This window comes from Akkermansia sp., from assembly GCF_020860705.1.
GTDB lineage: Bacteria > Verrucomicrobiota > Verrucomicrobiia > Verrucomicrobiales > Akkermansiaceae > Akkermansia.
In genome coordinates this window covers 19,291-39,304 of record NZ_JAJBTT010000029.1, presented here as the reverse complement: position 1 = coordinate 39,304, position 20,014 = coordinate 19,291, and the positions used below count along the sequence as shown (strand labels likewise).

Below are 20,014 nucleotides of genomic sequence, written 5' to 3'. Positions count from 1 at the left end.
GGCGATTTCCATAATCCAAGAAACATTCCACGTAATCGTCCCAGACCATGTTTGAAATACCGGATATTCAACTCAATCAATATGGCAAGCCGGCAAGGATCATGTATCTGGCCCCGTATGCCCCCGACGCTCCCGATTTCTCCAAAAAGCCTTACACGGGCAACGGAGGTTATCCCCAGTATCACTATAATATCTATAAAGCTATCCAGGACATCGGCTACGACGTCGTCTCCTCTTCCAAACCCTACTCCGTGCAGTTCGCCAAAGGAAACGTGGACTACGTGTTCTCCCTGATGAACAGGTTCGCCATGTCCAAGCCTGAAATATTCATTTCCTCCTACTGCGAATTCATTCAGGTTCCCTATCTGGGCGCCGCCCCCAACATCCGCGCCATTGCGGAAGACAAGCTCCTGACCAAGATGGTATTCCGGTCGCTGGGCCTGAACATTCCGGAGGGTATGGGCCTTTCCAGGGAAAAAGGCATTCCGGCCAATCCCCCCTTCTCCGGCCCCTACTTTGTCAAAAAACGGTTTGGCGCCGCATCCGGCGGCATCCGGGAAGACAGCATCTGCGGCTCCTGGGAAGCGGTTGTTGCGTGTGCCCGGCGCCTCATGGAGGAAGGGCATGAAGTGCTTGCGGAACAATACTGTGAAGGCATCGACGTCACCGTTCCCGTTCTGGGAGGAGAAAAACCCGTCATCCTGGGATACGTGCAGCCGAAATCCGACAAACCGGGAAGCATCATCACGGAAGACCTGAAACTGCACGACCATCTGGGCTACCAGCTCGTTTCCGTGCATGACCTGGAACAGGACATCGCCGACGATGTCCGTAAAGTCTGGGACGCCCTGGGGCCGATGGACTATTTCCGCATCGACTACCGGATTGACTTTGAAAAAGGCGAACGTCGCATCCTGGAAATGAACATCTGCTGCCACCTGGGCAAAAGCGGCTCCATCTGCCTGGCGGCCGCAGAACACGGTTATTCCCAGGCAGACCTGCTCAAATACATCATCGCCTACAGCATGAACAGGCAGAAAGGCCTTTGCCAATACGGCACGTGGCTCATATGATCCGTACGGAGGCGGTAACCCACATTCCGATTATGGCAGAAGTGGAAGGGATTCATCCGGTATCCGGCTGGTTGCTTCAAACACTTCCTGCCAGCTTTCCATGGACGCCTCCAGACCGCCCAGGCTTCTGCTGCGCTCCCGGGCGGCGGCGGCCATGTCTTCCCGGTAATGCGGCTCCCACGCCATTTTAGTGGCGTACGTGATGAAATCCCCGGGGCTCTCGCACAGCCAGCCTGTCTTCCCGTGTTCCACCATCTGTTCCCAGCCCCCGCGTTTATCCACAATGAGCACGCTTCCGCTCGCCATGGCCTCAAAGCCCACGCGCGGCCAATTCTCTGTCGTATCCGTGGGTTGCAGAACGATGTGGCACCGTTGATAAAACTCCTGTTGGGACAGGGACTTCTGGTCATGAAAAGTCTCCACCCAGTCGGGCGGCCTTCCGGTCTTCGCCTCGCTCCGCTGATCAAAGCCGAGAAAAGTTCCTCTCTTCCGGACGGGTGAAGCAAAATGCTCGTAAATGTGCCACGTGTCCTTGCTGAATTTATCCTCATCCTGCCGGGAAATGTGTCCCGCACCGAACCAGTCCGTGGAACGCTGCGCAATAAAGGGAAAATCAGTTGTGTCAAAATACGGCTTGAACGTCATGAACCGGATGGACGGATCAGCATTCAAGGCTTTCAGTCGCGGCATCACGTTCTCCCTCACACGGTCATTCTGATACAGGAACAGGGAAATATCTCCCCGCTTCATGGCTTCCTTTTCCTTGCCGAAAAGCCAGGTCATGCAATTGACGAAAACTGTCTTTCTCGTCCGTTTTCGTATCTCCGGGAGGGCCGCCAGAAACTCCTCATTGCAAAAACTGATGACGGGCGCCCCTTCCGGAATGGCCGACCAGTCATAACCCTCATGTATGATAACGCCCCGCTCAACCATTTCCGGATAGAGTTCGGCACGGTGTGCGTTCTTCTGGGTGGGAATAAGGTGCATTTCCACCCCCAGATGTCCCCAAACCTTGATCTGATGATAAAGTTCGGCCCCCGCCCCTCCGTAAAGAGACGGAAATCCAATAACGTAGAGAGGGTTCATAGCTGGATTATTTTATTGTTGGGGAATTCGTTTCAACGCTTTTTTAACACTTTCACGATCCTATCCCCTGTGTTTCTAAACCTCAATAAAATAGAACGTGGCTTTCATAAAAGAGCAAGCCCCCCGTGGCCAGCTATGTTGACCTGCATCTTGGTACGATTGACGTATCTCATATCATTCATCCGCCATTGATGGAAAAACAAAAACATAACCCGCCGCGTTCTTTACACGGCAATTCCATTGCAAGCTGTGTAACGGCCGCTTTCCACTCGAAGCATCCCCGGATAGAATGGAGAAAGATAAGGTGATTGGTGTATACTTAATCAAACTTCAATTTCAAGAATACAACCGGCATCTGAAATAGATTGTAAAAGAGAGGGAGGTAACCTAAACGACGCTCTACCTTCTGTAAGGCTGATATGAATATATTTATCTCCACAATCAATTCTTGATGCTAAAATTATTATTTCTTTTAAACATCCAATCACTCTATCTTGCTGATTAGGTAAAATATCATAGTCTTTAATCCAAATTCCAAGATCTGGATTAGCTACTTGCTCTAATTGATTATCAGGCTGCCTTTGACAACCTTCTATTCGGAAAATAATAGTAGTGACATTTGGCATTTATTTATCATTGGCAAGTTAATATTTTTATTATATAACCATCAGATTGTAAAATTAGAATATTAACGTTTATTATTTTCTTTTAAAAAACATAAAATAAACCTTTATTCCAGCTCTTTGATCCGAAAATAAAGATTTCTTATTCTATAGCTTTTCCCAGTTTTTTAATATTTTTCTTAATTCCTTCATGTGATAGGGCCAATGAATAACGATCATCTGATAAACCTTCTCAAATTCCTTGTCGTCCAGTGTTTCGTTTTTAAATATTTTTATCAAGGAATCCATCTCATTGATAATGTCGCCAAGATGAAATGCCAATTCTTCTTTCTCCCGATTACTATATACACTTAGTGACGACGAGTTTTTAAATATTTCAAGAATTTTTTCTGAAGTTATCATAAGATTATGGCCTGGGACATATAGTAATTCAGTCTACGCTCGTCATCGGCATACTCTTTCAAGAAGCAGCACGAATTTTTCTGAGACGTATTCCCTTCCATTTTAATGTATACTACCATAAAGATCTGACTTACGAGCTGCCTCCGGCTGGAACACGGTATAGGCCGTCATATGCCTTAGCAGATGGGATTATGTAATGTAGACTTTCTACATAGCTTCCCGCTGTGTTGAAATTTCCATCACGATCATTTGCACATACAACTTAAACAATATATAGAATTTCCTTTTTAGAAAATTTAATATAACGAAATCCTATTTTTTAACACATTGTAATTTTTACATAATTCCTTATACAAGATTTTATTATGATCATCATCATCATCATTTTCCTCTTGCTCCCTTTTACAGAGATTAAAAACAAAATTAATGCAAAATGGATATAATTTTATTAAATTCAACAATATATCTTTATCCAAATAATCATCTTTATTTAAGAATCCAATATATCTTTCACAAATATTATTTAATCCATAAAAATACATATAAGTATCCACATCTTCTTCTTCCAATCTTATCTTGAATATGCCCGAGTCAATATAATCAAAAAATGGAATGCAGTAATAAGCAAATGCTTTATTTCCCATATAAGATATTAATTCACTATATAGAAGAGGATCTATTTTTCTGTCTATAAGCAATTTATAGGCATCTTCCGTTGATTTATTTTCAAAAACTTCTAATGCCCACTTAATATCCAAGTCATCTTGTCCGTCTAATATATCCTGCCTGGTAGGTAAAAAATTCATATTATTCTCCACATATTTTTTTCATTCTTTTCTTACACTCTCTTACAGAATTAATTCTATTTTTAATTCCTGCACATGATTTCTTGGATATTCCAAAGTTTCCTCTCCTTTCATCTTAATAACATTTCCATACTTTCCATATCCATACGAGGCACGATGCCCCATTTGGAATCCACTATGTAAAAAACTCTAATTACTTAATTTTTTCCTCCAGCACTCTTAAAAGATCATTAATCCTATTTAAGCTTTCCAATGAATTGCTCCCTCCCGGGCTGAAAATATAATCCTTCAATGCTGCGTTTAGCTGAATAAAATAATAACACAGAGAATCCTCAGCATAATAATCACCATCCAGACATCTTGCGAAAATATGATCATTCAGGCCGAATTCATACACCTGTCCCAATAAGGAAAACATCAATTGGGAATGCAAGAAGAACTCTTTGTCTCCTTTCTTTAATTCTGTCCAGCTTACAGGAGTTTCGTCACGACCTTCCACTATTTTTTCTATCGCGCCGAATATTTTTACAATTCTATTACATACATCTTCCGGTAAATCAGTTGAATATTTCCGTATTTTATAAGGTGGATTTTCTACAATATAAGGACTGCTTGCATAAAACTCATCCGTATTCATTTGAGGCAAAGAGTAATGTTCTACATAGGCGTTGGAAAAATTTTCCCCACGCGAACATTCCCACAAATGCAGTTCATTATTCTGTAAAAATAAATATTCAGGTGAATATTGACCTGTCGTAGAAGAAATAATTAATATTTTATATTCCGGAATAGCTTTTGAAAAATAATGAAACAAATGAGGATCAAAAGCTTGATCAAAATTTAAATTCATATCTTCTTTCGATATTGTTGAATAAAAAGGATGTTTTCTAAAGTCAATAAGTTTCCAAAAAGGATGATTAGGGGATATATCTTCCTTATTCATACAAAGAAGATCTAGTTTCAATTCAGCTCTATTTCTCTCAGCACTGGACAATTCCTCATCTCTCATTTGTCTTGTTAGCAGAGATTTTTCCTGTTGTTCCATGTCTGATTTAAAATTCTCTCCATAGCCGATTCCCATGAGAAGTGACAATAACAACAATAGTGGAAGTATTTTCCTCGAAACCTTGCGTGCAAGTTGTCTTGCTTCATTCCAGATTGCACCAGGAACCTCTCCTCTTGACTTCAATTGTCTATCAACATGTTCATCAATACTATTTGATGATGGAACAATTGTTTTGCTATACTGTTCACCTTGTCTCTCAACAACAGCCGATATTGAAGTATAAGGAGGCACCCGAAGAGGATCATTCTCTGGATCCTTTTCCCACTTAGTATATAAATCAGCGTCTGTTTTTTGCTTCGCTGACGGATGGGAAAACCCTAAAATGGAAATCAACATATCTTCCTTGCTCAAAGTTTCAGACTCAGTATGTGAATGCCACAGAATCTCCGTCATTGCAAGGAGGATAAACTTTTAAACTCAAATTTTTACAGCTCCCGTCGCGCCATCTTGCCAACATCATATTTTTCCCATTTTTACATTTACACATATGATCCCCGATCCCTAACCTTTCTGTCGTCCTACGTTTGTACCAAACAAAACCGTCATGTTTTAGCAGGTCATGCGTATGCTTCTGCTACGCTGTAAAAATCATCGCTAAAAATGCATAAAGATAGATACTGTTAATCGGGTACAACTTAACCTGGCCGACATTCTATAGGATGGAGATGACGTGAATACCCATCTCTATCCGATTCCAGACCTTAATTTGGTTTTATTATCTCTCCTTGAAGAGGGATGATCATATAAATTATTATATCTAATTATTCATAATTTTATCTTTTAATTTTATACATTCATTTTTATAATCATGAAATGAATTGTTTTCCATTAGTTTTAATATTCCTTCCACCAGCTTCTTTTCACTTTCATTCAAATCCTTATAATTTTCGATGATGGCATCAATTGTATATTCTACAAATGAATCGATATTTCCAACTTCATATTTATAATAATCGCCAAAAAAATATTTGATGGTCAGGTTTAAACATGACGGAAAATAATACCTAAGAAAAGACGTCGAAAATATGTAATACGGCAAAATTGTTGTATCATATTCAAGTGGCATTAAATCATTCTCCCACGAACATTTTAACCAATTTATTTTATGAATATGAACATATTCACAAAATTCAATTGCAGGTAGCGCAAAAGATTCAGACTTTATAGAATCAATGCATATTTTGAATTGTTTATTATTTGGAAGCGGAAACACAGGATATATAACCTTCATTATATCAAGAAAGGATTGATAAGATAAAAAATTGGTATTCATTTGAACTATTAAACTATAATAAATTAAATAAAACTTGTTATCCCGGCTATCTTTCTATTCATCAAATCGAAAGTATTACTTTTTGTCAAACGATACCATTAACAGTGAGCCAAGTTAAAAAGAGAAATCGAATGATAAATTAAACCTTTGAGTTGCTCTCGCGCTCATTCCAAAATATGAAGGAAAGTAAAAAACACCGGTAACAGTTTATTTCATATGCCTATCCCTCATATAATCAAAATTTACTAAAATGGGGATAGCTCATATTTAAAATCTTTTTCTTGTCTTGTCTATCAGCTCTAACGCATGTGCACAACCAGTTTCATCGTTATGCCTTCTATTCGATAATAGAATCCATTCCATGGCATCACTCATGTACCTCTTTTCATTTGCTATTTCCTCAAGATAAGAAAGCCTTATGATCAAGGGAAAAAATAGGCAAGAGCGCTACTTGTAGCAAAACTTAAAAACTCAGTGCTATCACACCACTGTGTATCAGGAACATCAATCCATCGTTGCCTCAAAAACGGTTCGCCACATTCTCGGCCCTCATCATCCGAATAGTCATGATTTGCAATAAGATCACGAATGTTACTTGTTGGAAAAATAGAATTTTTCAAAGGAAATTCTTTTTCCACATTCTGAATCATACTTGCCAAAATATCATGGGTGTATAGGCCATTATTTCGATTAATTTTTATTTTGAATTTATTATATTAGTACCAACAATTATAAATATCTTATTTGGTCCTTATATTCTTTATCTATTACATATGTTTCCTAAATATTAATCTAATGATAGAACCCGCATCCTGTTTCCATTATAGAAAACGAAGGCATCCAAAATGCCAAGTTTCAGTTATTGATCAATAAATACTTGTTACAGACCTCGAACCAAATCCTGCTTTTTCCGCTCCACTTTTTCAAAATGCCATGAATGTTCATCAAACCGAAAGCACTGTTCTTCATCAAACGATGTGACTGGTGGGTGATACGGTTGGAAAAACAAATACCATATCCATTCATATTTTCCATCTTCCTTTTCCTCTGGCCACAGAACAGGATAATACAGATAATCTTTATTATCCCATATATTCAAACCAATCTGCTTTCCCAGTAAATGGAATAAAAATTTCACGCATAATAATTCTGGTCGAGAGAGTTTTCCTACGCCTTCTTCTTCAAAAGATTCTTTCGATTCAAACCCCAGAATACCTAAATCCGATTCACCAATATAACGCGACCAGAAAAATCCGGCCCCGTCTGTCACGCCATCTGCAACAAACACATGCTTAGCTTCTTCTTCCGTAACAATACTTATCACTTTGCGTACATTCACCCCCTCATTATTCCATACAACATCGCCTGTTCTAACTGTCAAGCCTTCGGGATAATAAATAGTTTTTTGCATAGAATTATTCTTGTCTTATATTATAAAGGACCTCCGCCACGAGCGGGATTAGGAGGGGAGGGGCCATCCAGGGTACTTCCTTCTGGTGGAGTTTGTGTGTTTTCCAAAGTAACAGACCATTCCAATTGCATATGCACGATGGAAATGGAGCCTGATTCATCGTCCATACCTACGTGACCTATAAGGCTCCTCTTTTTCTGGATCCTGGGTTGGCGATTTCATGCCGTTTCGATCCAGCCGGTGGCTTACAGGGTTTACAGCCTTTTCGGGTAGAGATAATAACAGCCGCAGCTCTTGCAGCTCTTCGAGATATATTAGAAGATGATGTAATGCCTCGAGTCGCTCTCGCTATATCCTCGACATAAGAAGGAGAGTTGCTTATCGCAGCATCTGGTGTCTTCACTGCAATACTTCCAGTATAATCGATAAACGTGAAAAGATTATTATAAACCATTCTGTATAAATTGAAATTATCATCCTTTCCGATAGGCTCCCTATTCAACCATTTACCTTTTATAGTATTGTAATACCTGTAATTATAATACACAAGTCCCAGCTCATCATCGGCATATTCGCTGGAGAATCGAAAAGGATTATCTTGTGCGGCATTGCCTTCCATTTTCACAACATTTCCATACGCTCCATATTCATACAAGGCACGGCGTCCCGCCTGAATCCCAAGCAGAGCCGTTGTGTTTTTCAACAGGTCATAGGTGTAGTACAGGTCTTCGTCATAAATTCCTGTTTCATTGAATATGGTCATCGCCAAAATGCAATGCATATGGCGACCAGTTCCATCGGATCCCACAAATAGGTTTTACGCAACACGGACGCTGCCGTTTCTGGTTACACGCCAGCTGCGTCCAGTTCCGCGATCTACAGGTAGCCGTTATAGATGAAGCATTTCTTCGACAGACGAATTCTCCTTCATAGACGCCTTAATAAAAATTTTACCGATTACTTCGTGTTACGAACCTATCGCGAACCCTATGATCATGATGGCAAGCCATGTTCCCGACAACATAAGCGCAATAAGATCATCTTTTCTGTTCGAATTCACGATGATACCACACAATCCCCAGAACAGGCTTGTGAATTGACCGATGAAGATTGCCAATCCTAATGTTATAGATAGAGAGACAGGAAAACGGAGGTTTTTGTCGAATAGTGTTACACAGGCTATCGGAAGCAGTGCTATCCATCCGATCAGTGAGGGAGTGTAAGATTTCACGATTGGTTATTTTAATGCATGCACAGACAGCAGTCTGTATTTGACTACACCAATTCCTTAATTCCTCTGTACTAACGCCCAAATCCGTCACATAGTATGAATCACCTTGGTTCTTCTTTTGAATTTTCCTGAGATGATCTTCCATCTCCTGCCGGAATGCGATGGCGTGAATTTGGTTTCTTCGCCATACTTTTAATTGTTAGTCAGAGTTTTGCGGGTATACAACATCGTCTGCCCCCCCTTTTTCTTAAATCACCAATGACAGAACTCACTGTCTTTGTATCATTGATATCCAAGAATCGCTATCGGAAGTTCGAATTTCTTTTATACTTTTTATGATATGTAAAAAATGTTGATCCCAATTTTTTGGCTTATCTTCACCACTAAACAAAACCGCTTGCAACAAGGCATAACACGATTGATAATAGACAGCTAAGATTGTCATAAAAGTATTCATTCTTTCATTATTGTTTTTTATTTTATCAATAATAAACAAACACATATTGCAATGCTCCTTGTACAAATCATAAAATGCGAAATTACCTTTTTCCCTTAATCTTTCCACAACAAATTCATTTTCAATGATAAAATCATTAACATTTTCTATTTTCTCTACTGGAAAACTTTGGGGAATAAAATTTCCAAGTAACGTCAAATACGGAAAATCAGCATTGCTATAGAAGGTAAACGGTTCGCGCATTGAAAATAATAAATCGAAATATCTTATGTAGACATATTCTAGCGCGACATGAATAATTGAAGCTCTTTCTGGGAAAAAATCATCACATTGCCATCTTAGTGCAACAGTTTGTTTTGATCGAGAAATTAATACATCAGGATCCAGTCCTTGAACTTCTTGAAATTTATATATTAAACTCTGTATTGATTCATTCTCTATATTATCGGAAATAAGAAGAAATAGATTAATCGACATTTTCTTATCCTGGAAACACATATAACTATTTAATTTTCACAATCCCCCTAAAATTAATCCCCAGCCAATACCAATTGTCACCGAATTGTCAGCCATACTCGGCCGTTTCATTCGGTCCAGTTCCCGGACCTCGAAAGACCAGTCCCAGCTTTTTTCAAAGGCGTCTGTCGGCCCTTTTCGTCAATCGGGGCGGGAACACTGATAAAACTACATATATCTTTTATAATCAATCAATATAATATATTAGCGAAATAACATTGCATATTCCTTCCTGTTTCTTGGAAAAGGCTGCCAGGTCAAACGGAAAGGCCTCTCCGGCATGACTACCGCTTTTTATACGTTCAGCCTCTTTTCCAATTTTTTCAGCAAATGGAAACAGCCGTCTTCCAGAAGCTCTACTACGTGCTCAAACCCTTCCTGCCCTCCATAGTAGGGGTCCGGCACTTCTTCATCCAGAAAACGGGTTGTGAAAAAACACATCGGCACGATCTTGTCTTCCCATTGCCCGCTTTTGTCCAGCCGTTTCAATGCCCGCAGGTTTTCCCGGTCCATGCCCACAATCAAATCGAATTGCTCCAGATCATCCTTCCTCACAGGCCGAGATTTGATACCCGGATCAGCGTATCCGTATTTTTCCAGGGCCGCAAGCATCCTGGCATCCGGAGGACAGCCGCGATGATAGCCGATCATGCCGGCGGAATCGCTTTCAATCAGGCTTTCCACCCCTTGTTCTCCGACCATTTTTTTGAAAATGATCTCCGCGGCGGGAGAACGGCAGATGTTGCCCAGACAGACGAACAGGACACGGTAAGGATGGGGAGCATTCATGGAAGGTATTTCTTTTCTTTCAGGATAGGGAAGAGGATTCCCCAGATCAAGAGGGAAGAACTTCCAGCGCAGGAAAGCAGCAGTACGCCCAAACCCCGCATGACGCCTGCGGCAGAACGCCTACGCACCAGCCATCAACAAAATTTTCCTGTGTTTCGGCTTGCGCCAGGGGGTGTTTGGCTGTAGATTATCGCATGGCAGATCTCCCTCTTGGATTAAGTTTTGATGACGTGCTCCTGCTGCCCCGCCTGAGCGCGATTCTTCCCGGTGATGCGGACATCAGTTCCCAGCTTGTTCCCGGTTTTGACATGAAAATTCCCGTGCTGTCCGCAGCCATGGATACCGTTTCCGAATCGGAACTGGCCATTGCGCTGGCACGTGAAGGCGGCCTGGCCGTTATCCATCGCAACAATCCCATCGATATCCAGGCGGCCATGGTTTCCCGCGTGAAGCGTTTTGAAAACGCGGTTATCCCGAATCCCGTCACGGTGAACAAGGACATGACGCTGGAAGAAGTCCACCAAATCATGATGGACCAGGGTTATTCCGGCTTCCCCGTGGTGGACGCCAACCGCCGGCTGGAAGGCATCGTCACTGGACGCGACATGCGCGGCGTGGACGATTACCAGAACATCCGGGTCAAGGACGTGATGACCCCCCTTTCCCGCCTGGTTACGGCGGCCCCCACCACCACCATTGAGGAAGCGCGCCATATTCTTTACACCCACCGCATTGAAAAGCTTCCCCTGGTGGATGAAACCGGCGTACTGGCCGGCCTCATCACGGAAACGGACATCCAGAAGCGCGCCATGTTCGCAGACGCCTCCAAGGACGAGCACGGCCACCTGCGCTGCGGTGCGGCCGTGGGCGTGGGTCCCGATTACCTGGACCGCGCCAAGGCTCTGATTTCCGCCGGGGCGGACGCCCTGTTCATTGACGCCGCCACCGGCCACACCACCCGCGTCATGGACGTGGTTTCCAACCTCCGCAAGCTGACGGACCGCCCCATCGTGGCCGGCAACGTGGTTACGGCGGAAGGCGCTTCCGACCTTATCAAGGCGGGCGTGCAGGCCATCAAGGTGGGCGTGGGCCCCGGCTCCATCTGCACCACCCGCGTCATTTCCGGCGTGGGCATGCCCCAGTTCACCGCCATTCAGGAGGTAGCCTCCGTAGCGCGTCCGGCCGGCGTCACCGTCATTGCAGACGGCGGCATCCGCTACTCCGGCGACATCGTGAAGGCCCTGGCGGCCGGCGCAGACCTGGTCATGCTGGGCGGCCTGCTGGCAGGCACGGAAGAAAGCCCCGGCAAGGTGGTCCACTACCAGGGCCGCCATTTCAAGCAGTACCGCGGCATGGGCTCCCTGGGCGCCATGCGCCGCGGTTCCGGCGACCGCTACGGACAGAACAGCTCCGGCAAGCTCGTTGCGGAAGGCGTGGAAGCGCGCGTTCCGTACAAGGGCATGCTGGCGGACGTGGTCTTCCAGCTCATGGGCGGCCTCCGCTCCGGCATGGGCTACCTGGGCGCGCACAGCCTGACGGAACTCCGGGACAAGGCCCGGTTCGTTCAAATCACCTCCGGCGGCCTGAAGGAAAGCCACCCCCACGATATCACTATCACGGAAGAACCCATCAACTATTCCTGTTAAACCCTCTCTCCCATGGACGACAAGCACCTCGTAGCCGTCATTGACTTCGGCTCCCAATACACCCAGCTCATTGTGCGCCGCGTACGCGAACTGGGCTACATGGCCAAACTGTACGCGCTGGAAGATCTGGACCAGATTCACGAACCCGGCGCTGTCATCCTTTCCGGCGGCCCTAAGAGCACCACGGACGCAGACGCCCCGGATATTGATTTTGAATGGCTCAAGAGCCTGAACGTTCCCGTCCTGGGCGTGTGCTACGGCATGCAGCTACTGAACATCAAGCACGGCGGCTCCGTGAAGGCCAGCAACAAGCGGGAATACGGCCCTGCGGCCCTGCTTCCGGAAGCCTGCACGGGCCTGTACCAGGACATGTCCCCCTCCTCCCAAGTATGGATGAGCCATTCGGACACGGTGGATCATCTGGCGGAAGGCTGCCGGGTCATCGCCCGCAATGCGGAAGGCGTCCCCGTCTCCCTCCAATGGGGGGAAACCACCTTCGGCATCCAGTTCCATCCGGAAGTGACCCATTCCCATGAAGGGCGCACCATCCTGCGCAATTTCCTCTCCTGCGCCGCCAACCTCAAGAAGTTCGACATCGGCGACTTCAAGCGGCAGCTTATCCGGGAAATCCGGGAGCGCGTGGGAGACAAGCAGGTGGTCTGCGGCGTCTCCGGCGGGGTGGACAGCACCGTACTGGCCGTCCTGCTGCATGAGGCAGGCGTGAACATGCGCGCCATTTTCGTGGACAACGGCCTGTTGCGCAAGAATGAGGCTGATGAAGTCCGCGCCAATTTCGCCCGCATGAACGTGGAAATTGAAACGGTGGACGCCTCCGAACGCTTCCTGACGGCCCTGGCCGGAGAAGGTGATCCGGAAAAGAAGCGCCGCATCATCGGCGGCCTGTTCATCGACGTGTTCTGGGACGCCGTGGGAGACGCGGAAATGCTCGCCCAGGGAACCCTGTACCCGGACGTGATTGAAAGCGCCTCCAACGCCAAGTCCAAGGCCTCCGTCATCAAGACCCACCACAACCGCGTGGAACGCGTGCTGGAACTCCAGGCGCAGGGGAAGGTGCTGGAACCCCTGGCGGAACTGTTCAAGGACGAAGTGCGCGAATTGGGCGCCTCCATGGGCATCCCGCACGACATCCTGTGGCGCCACCCCTTCCCCGGCCCCGGCCTCGCCGTACGCTGCCCCGGCGTGGTGACCAAGGACCGCCTGGACATCATCCGGGAGTGCGACGCCATTTTCATCGGCAATTTGAAGAAATACGGCTGGTATGAAAAGGTCTGGCAGGCTTATGCCGGCCTCATCCCAGTGAAAACGGTGGGCGTGAAGGGAGACGAACGCTCCTATGAATGGGCCACCAACCTGCGCGCCATCGTGTCGGAAGACGCCATGACGGCGGACTGGGTGGAACTGCCCCCGGCCCTGCTGCGTGAAACCAGCAACCGCATCCTCAATGAAGTGAAGGGCATCAACCGGGTCCTTTACGATATTTCCACCAAGCCCCCGGCATCCATTGAGTGGGAATAAGGCCTCCGCACCCTGCTGACGAACGCGCAGCAGGGTGCCTGCCGCCATACAGCCGGTAATGAAAGGAGAACCATCATGACTGAACTGGAAAAATGCCTGGCGGGCGAGTGGTACGACTGCCATGACAAAGTGTTTCTGGAATTCAAGAACAAGGCCCACCGGCTGCTGATGAAGTACAATTCCCTGCCTTACGACCATAAGGAGGAGAAGTACCAGGTGCTGAAGGAAATGCTCGGCAGCATCGGCACAAAAGTTTCTATAGGCCATTCCTTCATCTGCGACTACGGCTGCAATATCCATATAGGGAACAACGTCACCGTCAATACGGGATGCACCTTCGTGGACTGCAACAGGATCACCATCGGCAGCAATGTGCTGATTGCCCCCAATGTGCAGATTTACACCGCCACGCATCCCGTTGACCTGAATGAACGCCTCACCCCCGTGGAAACGGCGGAGGGCGTCGAGTACGTCCGCCATACCTTTGCCCTCCCGGTCACTATAGAAGACGGCTGCTGGATTGGCGGCGGCGTCATCATCCTGCCCGGAATCACGATCGGAAAGGGCAGCGTCATCGGCGCCGGAAGCGTGGTGACGAAGAATATTCCCCCCAACAGCCTGGCGGCAGGGAATCCCTGCAGGGTGATCCGTAAAATCAACGGGAGCGCAGAACAATGATTAAACTGGTGGCCTTTGATCTGGACGGCACAATAGGGGAGACGGTCCTCATGTGCATCAGGGCGTTTGAGCAGGCAGTCTCCCCCTACGCGGGCCATACGCTGAGCGAACGGGAAATCACGCAGACCTTCGGCCTGAATGAGGTCGGCATGATCAAAATGGTCGCCGGGGAAAAATGGCGGGATGCCCTTCATGACTTCTACCCGGTTTATGAAAAAATGCATGAGGAATGCCCGGCACCGTACGAGGGCATTTGCGAATTGATCAACGACCTGAACAAAGAGGGAGTACTGGTCGCACTGATTACCGGAAAGGGAGAAAAAAGCTGCCGCATCACGCTGGAAAAATTCGGCATGCAGGGCCTGTTCCGCTCCATCAAGACAGGTGCGGAAGACAGGCCGAATAAAGCGGAAGCTATTGAAGAGCTCCTGCATGCCTACCATCTGGAAAAAGATGAATTTTATTACGTCGGGGACACGGTATCGGATGTAGCCGCCTGCAACAAAGCAGGCGTCGCCTGCCTGTCCGCCGCCTGGGCCACTACTGCCGATACCGCCGCTCTGGAAGAGGCCAATCCTTCAAAGGTATTTTCCAGCATCAAGGACCTGGCGCATTTCCTGTGCCGGATCAGGAAAAGAGCGTAACCCTCCCCGCTTTTTCATTTCCCTCAACCCATCCCTCCCCGCCATTTTCCCGCCATGGACACCGGTTCCATCATCCTCACTTCCTTCCTCTCCACCATCCCCGTTTACCTTTTCTTCGCCACGGGTTTCTACCTGCGCCACAAGCAGGTCATCCAGGCGGACCACGATGCGCCCATCATGCGCATTGCGATGGACGTGGCCTACCCCTGCCTCGTTTTTCACAGCATCATGAAGTACATGGTGCTTTCCGGGAATGAGACGCTCAGCAGCGTTTCCTTTTCCCTCCAGGCCATTGCGGCAGGCGCGCTGGAGCTCCTTCTGGGTATTGCATCCGCATGGCTGGTCGCCAAAATGCTGCGCATGCGCATCGGCACGGGGCTGCGGACCTTCACCCTGACGGCAGGGGTGCAGAATTACGCCTTTTTCGTCATTCCCATCATCCAGATGCTGTTCACGGCCAGCAACGATCCCACGCTGGGCGTCCTGTTCGTCCACAACGTGGGGTGTGAACTGGTCGTCTGGAGCATCGGCGTCATCATCATTGCCGGAGGCCCCGGCAACCTGAACATGGGCGTCTTCTTCCGCGGCCCCCTGCTGGCGGTCATCGTGGGCCTGGCGCTTGCCTGGTCCGGGCTGGGAACTTACGTAGCCCAGCCACCCCTGATGAAGACCTTTGAGATGATCGGCAACTGCGCCACGCCCCTCTGCCTGATCCTGTTCGGCTGTTCCATGAGGGACCTGTGGCACAACATGAAATGGGAGCCCAAACCCATTGTCTGTGGCCTGCTGACGCGCCTGGGGCTGGCTCCGGCCCTTCTGCTTCTGATGGCTTATTTCCTGCCGGTGGACGACTATATCAAACGCGTCATCATCATCCAGGCGGCGATTCCTTCCGCCGTCATTCCGGTCATTCTGGCCAAACGCTTCGGCGGCCATCCCGACCTGGGCACTCAAATCCTGCTGACCACCACCGTAGCTTCCTTCCTCACGCTGCCCTGCTGGCTGGCGCTGGGTTCCTCCTTTGTCGTGCCGTTGTACTAAAACCTTGTCCGGTCCTGGCGGCCTGCCGCTTTCCTTCATTTTCAAACGGCCTTTATTCCTGCCTTTCTCCGCCACCTGCGGCAGAAATCCTGTAGAAATGGCCGGGAGAAACGCTTCACGCCCCCGGATGGACGGCTGCCTTTCCCTGTGCGGCGGGAGCACCCACCTTTGTGTTGACTCCCCGGGCGGATATGTATTGAATGGGTTCCATGAAGTTTCCTGCCCTCCTCTGCGCCGCCGTCATCATGCCGGTCCTGTTTTCCTGTGCGGAGCAGGGTTCCCGGATTGAGTATGTGCGGGAAGTTCCTTTGAAAACAACGGTGGTGCCTGCGGAAGACGTCGGCATGCACCGCTCCCAGGCCACTTATCTCCTGCATGGCGCCGTTTCCCAAAAAGAGCGCCTCCAGCGCCTGGGGCAATACTACTTTGTCACCTGGAATGATGCAAATCCCGAACAGCCGGCCACCCTGGTCATGATGTACCGCCAGGGAAAAACAGGCTCAACCGTTCTGACCAAATCCATTTCCTACCCCGCGGGGAGGAAGGGCGGAACGCAAACCCCCGTTTTTAAATTCACCGGGGATGAAGCCAAGGAAAAAGGCGAGATTCTGGCCTGGAAACTCCTCCTGAAGGACCACCACGGCAAGACGATTTCCGAAAGCCACTCCTACCTGTGGGGGGACGATCATTGACCCTCCGGCGGAAACGCCGAAGGGTCAATATAAATCGCTAAACGCCAAGAAGGAAAGATTAAAAAATCCTCTGCCTCTTGCGCCGTCTTTCACCCGGAGGTGAAAGGCCTCACGCTTCCTGCCGCTTGGCGCGGCGCTTGCGGACAGCTGCGGCCATGGTTTCCAGCACTTCCACCGTGCTGTCCCAGCCGATGCACTGGTCGGTGATGCTCTTGCCGTACACCAGGTCGGAACTCAGCGGCTGGGCTCCTTCCACAATGTTGCTTTCAATCATCACGGCCACCACCTGGTCGGATCCGTTGGAAATCTGTTCCGCGATGCTGGCGGCCACGGCCGGCTGCTTGCGGTAATCCTTGCAGCTGTTGCCATGGGAGCAATCCACCATGATGCGGTTGTTGATGCCAGCTTTCTGTAAAGCTTCTGAGGCTTCCTTCACATGCTCGTCATCGAAGTTCGGCCCCAGGGAGGAACCCCGCAGAATCAGGTGGCAGGACTTGTTGCCCGTGGTGGAGACGATGGCGGAAACGCCCTGCTTGGTCACGGAAAGGAAGCAGTGCGGGCAGGAGGAGGAAATAATGGCGTCCACGGCAATCTGGAGGCTGCCGCTGGTGCCGTTCTTGAACCCTACAGGCATGGAAAGTCCGGAGGCCAGTTCACGGTGCACCTGGCTTTCCGTGGTGCGCGCGCCGATGGCTCCCCATGTAATCAGGTCCGCGATATATTGCGGAGTGATGGTATCCAGGAACTCGGTGGCGGCGGGAATGCCCATGTCTCCCAGGCGCAGCAGCAGGCCGCGGGCCATGTGAAGGCCGCGGTTGATGTCAAAGGTGTGGTTCATGAACGGGTCATTGATCAGGCCCTTCCAGCCCACCGTAGTGCGGGGCTTTTCAAAATACACGCGCATGATGATCACCAGATCCTTTTCAAAGCGCGCCATCTGTTCCTTCAGGCGGGAGGCATAGTCTACTGCGGCCTGGGGATCATGGATGGAGCACGGCCCCACCACCACCAGCAGGCGGTCGTCGTGGCCGGAAATGATGTTCTCCGCATTCTTGCGGGTCGTAGCCACCATTTTGGCGATTTCCGTGGTCGCCGGATAATCCTTGATCAGGATGGCGGGGGAAATCAGGGGCTCGATGTCTTGAATGCGTACGTCGTCTGTTTTGAACCAGTTCATGTCTGGGCTTATTGAGGGGTTTTTGAGAGTGGTTGAAAAGAAAAAAATACGGTTTGGAGGCAATATGCCTGAATATATCGCGGGGCCTCGCGGCCATACGCCGGAAGCCCCGCAAAATAAATCGGAACCGCCTCTCAACGGACGGTCCGGGAATGCGTTACCAGGAAGTCACGTTATCTTCCGTCAATTCCGGATTGTTGATGTGGCCATCCACCGTGCTGCCCTGCTTGTCCTTGCCGGTGCTGTAAACAGCCACGTTCTTGGTCACCATGCGGGAGCCGACCTGGACGCGGGGAGTACGGTCGTCAGGATTGGCGTTCAGAATAATGTGATAGGGGGATTCCCACGGGTCCATCAGGCCCACGCGTCCGCGGCTTTCAAAGAACAGGCCGGGGGAGCCTTCCACATCCGTGGTCGTGGTGTTGAAATAGGCCGTCTTTTTGGGGTTCAGTTTCCTGTCCTCATCCGCCCGGTCCATATAATTGGTCAGGATGCTCATGATGCGGCTGTCGTCGTCCACAGCCGTCGTTATGTAAAACTGTCCGTCCCTGCGGGCCTGTTTGGCCATTTCCCGGCCGTTCCAGGCCACGGGAACACGGCCGTTGTCCAGCATGTAATTTTCAATGGCCGTCTGCAAACCGTTACAGTCGCTCCGCGCCGTGGTAACCCGGGATTTTTCCATCACGCCATTCACCACCGTCATGGCAATACCGGCCAGCGTCAGGATAATGGCGATTACCACAAGCAATTCAATCAACGTGAATCCCTTGGATTTACGGTTCAAAAAAGGTGCCTTCATACTTTGCCAAGAGTAGCGCAATTACAGTTCAGGGCAAGCGGAAAACGTGCGGAACCGCCAATTTCAAAACGTACTTCCGGGACGGCAGACATGCCGTGCATCCCCCCGGCATGCAAACACCCCGGCGCCATCCGGCAACCGGGGTGTTTGGAAAAAAGATTCCCTTAGTTGGCAGGGGCTGCAGGAGTTTCCGGAACCACGGGGGTTTCCGGAGCGACAGGCACTTCCGGAACAGCGGGAGCCGGCGCCTGGGAGGAAGCGGCTTCCGCCTCGGCGGCGCGCCTGCGCAATTCTTCCTGCTGGAGTTCTTCCGGCGTCTTGACGGGAACGGAGGCTTCCTGCTTGGCGGCGGCCTTCATCATTTCAGGACTCAGCAGGCTTTCCGAGCTCTTGACGTGCTGCCGGTTGATCAGCATGCCCAGCACCAGGCAAAGAACCATGAAGGCGGTCCCGAAGTAGACCGTGGCTTTTTTCAGCACATCCGTAGTCCGTGCGCCAAAAGCCTGGTCTGTAATGGCAGCGCCGAAGGCGGCTCCCAGCCCTTCCTGCTTGGGTCTCTGCATCAGTACCACGCCCAAAAGAAGAAGTGACACAATCACCAGAACGGCAAAGAGTAACTGAATGCTGATATTGAGTGAATTTGCTAAAAAAAGGTTCATGAGCGCGGGGAGTATGTGGGAATTCCGACGGTTTGTAAAGTCTAGGAAATGATTTCGTTATGCTCGTTGCAAACGATTTTCTTGGGAATGATCGGTTTGTCGGACAGGGCGAAGCTCATGATGACCACCCGCTCGCCCGTCTTGATCAGGTGAGCCGCGCCGCCGTTCATGATGATGTTTCCCGTACCGGCAGGCCCTTGCAGCGCATACGTTTCCAGACGGTTTCCGGAAGTAACGGACGCCACGAGAACCTTTTCTCCGGGCCATAAGTCCACAGCGGCCATCAGATCGGCAGGAATTTCAATACTGCCTTCATACTGAACATCGCCACGGGTGACCATGGCGCGGTGGATTTTTGATTTTAACTGCTCAACCAACATGACGTCCGAACAACAAAACCCCGATCGCC

Annotated in this window: 22 protein-coding genes; 7 read left to right on the top strand and 15 right to left on the bottom strand. The window is 48.7% G+C overall.

From position 1 onward, the window contains the following. The first annotated feature begins 47 nt into the window (after positions 1-47). Entirely contained in the window at positions 48-1,073 is a 1,026-nt protein-coding gene (locus tag LIO64_RS06275) for a hypothetical protein (RefSeq protein WP_290548586.1), read from the top strand. Positions 1,074-1,103: 30 nt separating this feature from the next. Here LIO64_RS06275 and LIO64_RS06270 read toward each other — a convergent pair whose 3' ends face one another. The 11 genes from LIO64_RS06270 to LIO64_RS06220 all read right to left on the bottom strand — a co-directional run bounded on the left by LIO64_RS06270 (position 1,104) and on the right by LIO64_RS06220 (position 10,733). Beyond that, a complete protein-coding gene (locus LIO64_RS06270) occupies positions 1,104-2,159 on the bottom strand; it encodes a glycosyltransferase (RefSeq protein WP_290548585.1) in 1,056 nt (351 codons plus the stop codon). A gap of 323 nt (positions 2,160-2,482) precedes the next feature. Then, positions 2,483-2,785, bottom strand: a complete 303-nt coding sequence (locus LIO64_RS06265) for a hypothetical protein (RefSeq protein ID WP_290548584.1) — start codon at positions 2,783-2,785, stop codon at positions 2,483-2,485. Between the two features lie 144 nt (positions 2,786-2,929). Further along, positions 2,930-3,184: a hypothetical protein gene (locus LIO64_RS06260; protein ID WP_290548583.1), complete on the bottom strand. Its 255-nt coding sequence runs from the start codon at positions 3,182-3,184 to the stop codon at positions 2,930-2,932. Between the two features lie 296 nt (positions 3,185-3,480). Further along, positions 3,481-3,990, bottom strand: a complete 510-nt coding sequence (locus LIO64_RS06255; RefSeq protein ID WP_290548582.1) for a hypothetical protein — start codon at positions 3,988-3,990, stop codon at positions 3,481-3,483. A 193-nt stretch (positions 3,991-4,183) separates the two neighbouring features. After that, positions 4,184-5,449: a hypothetical protein gene (locus LIO64_RS06250; RefSeq protein ID WP_290548581.1), complete on the bottom strand. Its 1,266-nt coding sequence runs from the start codon at positions 5,447-5,449 to the stop codon at positions 4,184-4,186. 364 nt (positions 5,450-5,813) lie between these two features. Further along, entirely contained in the window at positions 5,814-6,329 is a 516-nt protein-coding gene (locus LIO64_RS06245; RefSeq protein ID WP_290548580.1) for a hypothetical protein, read from the bottom strand. Positions 6,330-6,751: 422 nt separating this feature from the next. Further along, on the bottom strand, positions 6,752-6,979 hold the full coding sequence (locus tag LIO64_RS06240; RefSeq protein WP_290548579.1) for a hypothetical protein: 228 nt from the start codon (positions 6,977-6,979) through the stop codon (positions 6,752-6,754). A 230-nt stretch (positions 6,980-7,209) separates the two neighbouring features. Beyond that, entirely contained in the window at positions 7,210-7,740 is a 531-nt protein-coding gene (locus LIO64_RS06235) for a hypothetical protein (RefSeq protein WP_290548578.1), read from the bottom strand. 178 nt (positions 7,741-7,918) lie between these two features. Further along, positions 7,919-8,521, bottom strand: a complete 603-nt coding sequence (locus LIO64_RS06230; protein WP_290548577.1) for an RHS repeat-associated core domain-containing protein — start codon at positions 8,519-8,521, stop codon at positions 7,919-7,921. Between the two features lie 718 nt (positions 8,522-9,239). Then, positions 9,240-9,905, bottom strand: coding sequence for a hypothetical protein (locus LIO64_RS06225; RefSeq protein WP_290548576.1), 666 nt, complete (start codon positions 9,903-9,905; stop codon positions 9,240-9,242). Positions 9,906-10,238: 333 nt separating this feature from the next. Further along, complete coding sequence (locus LIO64_RS06220; RefSeq protein WP_290548575.1) at positions 10,239-10,733, bottom strand: low molecular weight protein-tyrosine-phosphatase; 495 nt, start codon at positions 10,731-10,733, stop codon at positions 10,239-10,241. A 194-nt stretch (positions 10,734-10,927) separates the two neighbouring features. Between LIO64_RS06220 and guaB the strand changes: the two genes are divergently transcribed. From guaB to LIO64_RS06190, 6 genes are all read left to right on the top strand, one after another. Next, on the top strand, positions 10,928-12,379 hold the full coding sequence (guaB, locus tag LIO64_RS06215) for an IMP dehydrogenase (RefSeq protein ID WP_290548574.1): 1,452 nt from the start codon (positions 10,928-10,930) through the stop codon (positions 12,377-12,379). Between the two features lie 12 nt (positions 12,380-12,391). Continuing rightward, positions 12,392-13,915, top strand: a complete 1,524-nt coding sequence (gene guaA / locus LIO64_RS06210; RefSeq protein WP_290548573.1) for a glutamine-hydrolyzing GMP synthase — start codon at positions 12,392-12,394, stop codon at positions 13,913-13,915. Positions 13,916-13,987: 72 nt separating this feature from the next. Further along, positions 13,988-14,593, top strand: coding sequence for a sugar O-acetyltransferase (locus LIO64_RS06205; RefSeq protein ID WP_343230505.1), 606 nt, complete (start codon positions 13,988-13,990; stop codon positions 14,591-14,593). Continuing rightward, positions 14,590-15,237, top strand: coding sequence for an HAD hydrolase-like protein (locus LIO64_RS06200; RefSeq protein ID WP_290548571.1), 648 nt, complete (start codon positions 14,590-14,592; stop codon positions 15,235-15,237). The genes LIO64_RS06205 and LIO64_RS06200 overlap by 4 nt, the downstream gene beginning before the upstream one ends. A 54-nt stretch (positions 15,238-15,291) precedes the next feature. After that, on the top strand, positions 15,292-16,278 hold the full coding sequence (locus LIO64_RS06195) for an AEC family transporter (RefSeq protein ID WP_290548570.1): 987 nt from the start codon (positions 15,292-15,294) through the stop codon (positions 16,276-16,278). Between the two features lie 209 nt (positions 16,279-16,487). Beyond that, positions 16,488-16,970 carry a hypothetical protein gene (locus LIO64_RS06190; RefSeq protein ID WP_290548569.1) on the top strand — a complete coding sequence of 161 codons (483 nt, stop codon included), beginning with the start codon at positions 16,488-16,490 and terminating at the stop codon, positions 16,968-16,970. Positions 16,971-17,079: 109 nt separating this feature from the next. Here LIO64_RS06190 and LIO64_RS06185 read toward each other — a convergent pair whose 3' ends face one another. From LIO64_RS06185 to LIO64_RS06170, 4 genes are all read right to left on the bottom strand, one after another. Further along, positions 17,080-18,147 (bottom strand): 3-deoxy-7-phosphoheptulonate synthase, encoded by a 1,068-nt coding sequence (locus LIO64_RS06185; RefSeq protein WP_290548568.1) that lies wholly within the window; start codon positions 18,145-18,147, stop codon positions 17,080-17,082. Positions 18,148-18,304: 157 nt separating this feature from the next. Then, entirely contained in the window at positions 18,305-18,946 is a 642-nt protein-coding gene (locus tag LIO64_RS06180) for a prepilin-type N-terminal cleavage/methylation domain-containing protein (protein ID WP_290548567.1), read from the bottom strand. A 164-nt stretch (positions 18,947-19,110) separates the two neighbouring features. After that, complete coding sequence (secG, locus tag LIO64_RS06175; RefSeq protein WP_290548566.1) at positions 19,111-19,605, bottom strand: preprotein translocase subunit SecG; 495 nt, start codon at positions 19,603-19,605, stop codon at positions 19,111-19,113. Positions 19,606-19,646: 41 nt separating this feature from the next. Next, complete coding sequence (locus tag LIO64_RS06170; RefSeq protein ID WP_290548565.1) at positions 19,647-19,985, bottom strand: aspartate 1-decarboxylase; 339 nt, start codon at positions 19,983-19,985, stop codon at positions 19,647-19,649. Between the last annotated feature and the right edge of the window lie 29 nt (positions 19,986-20,014).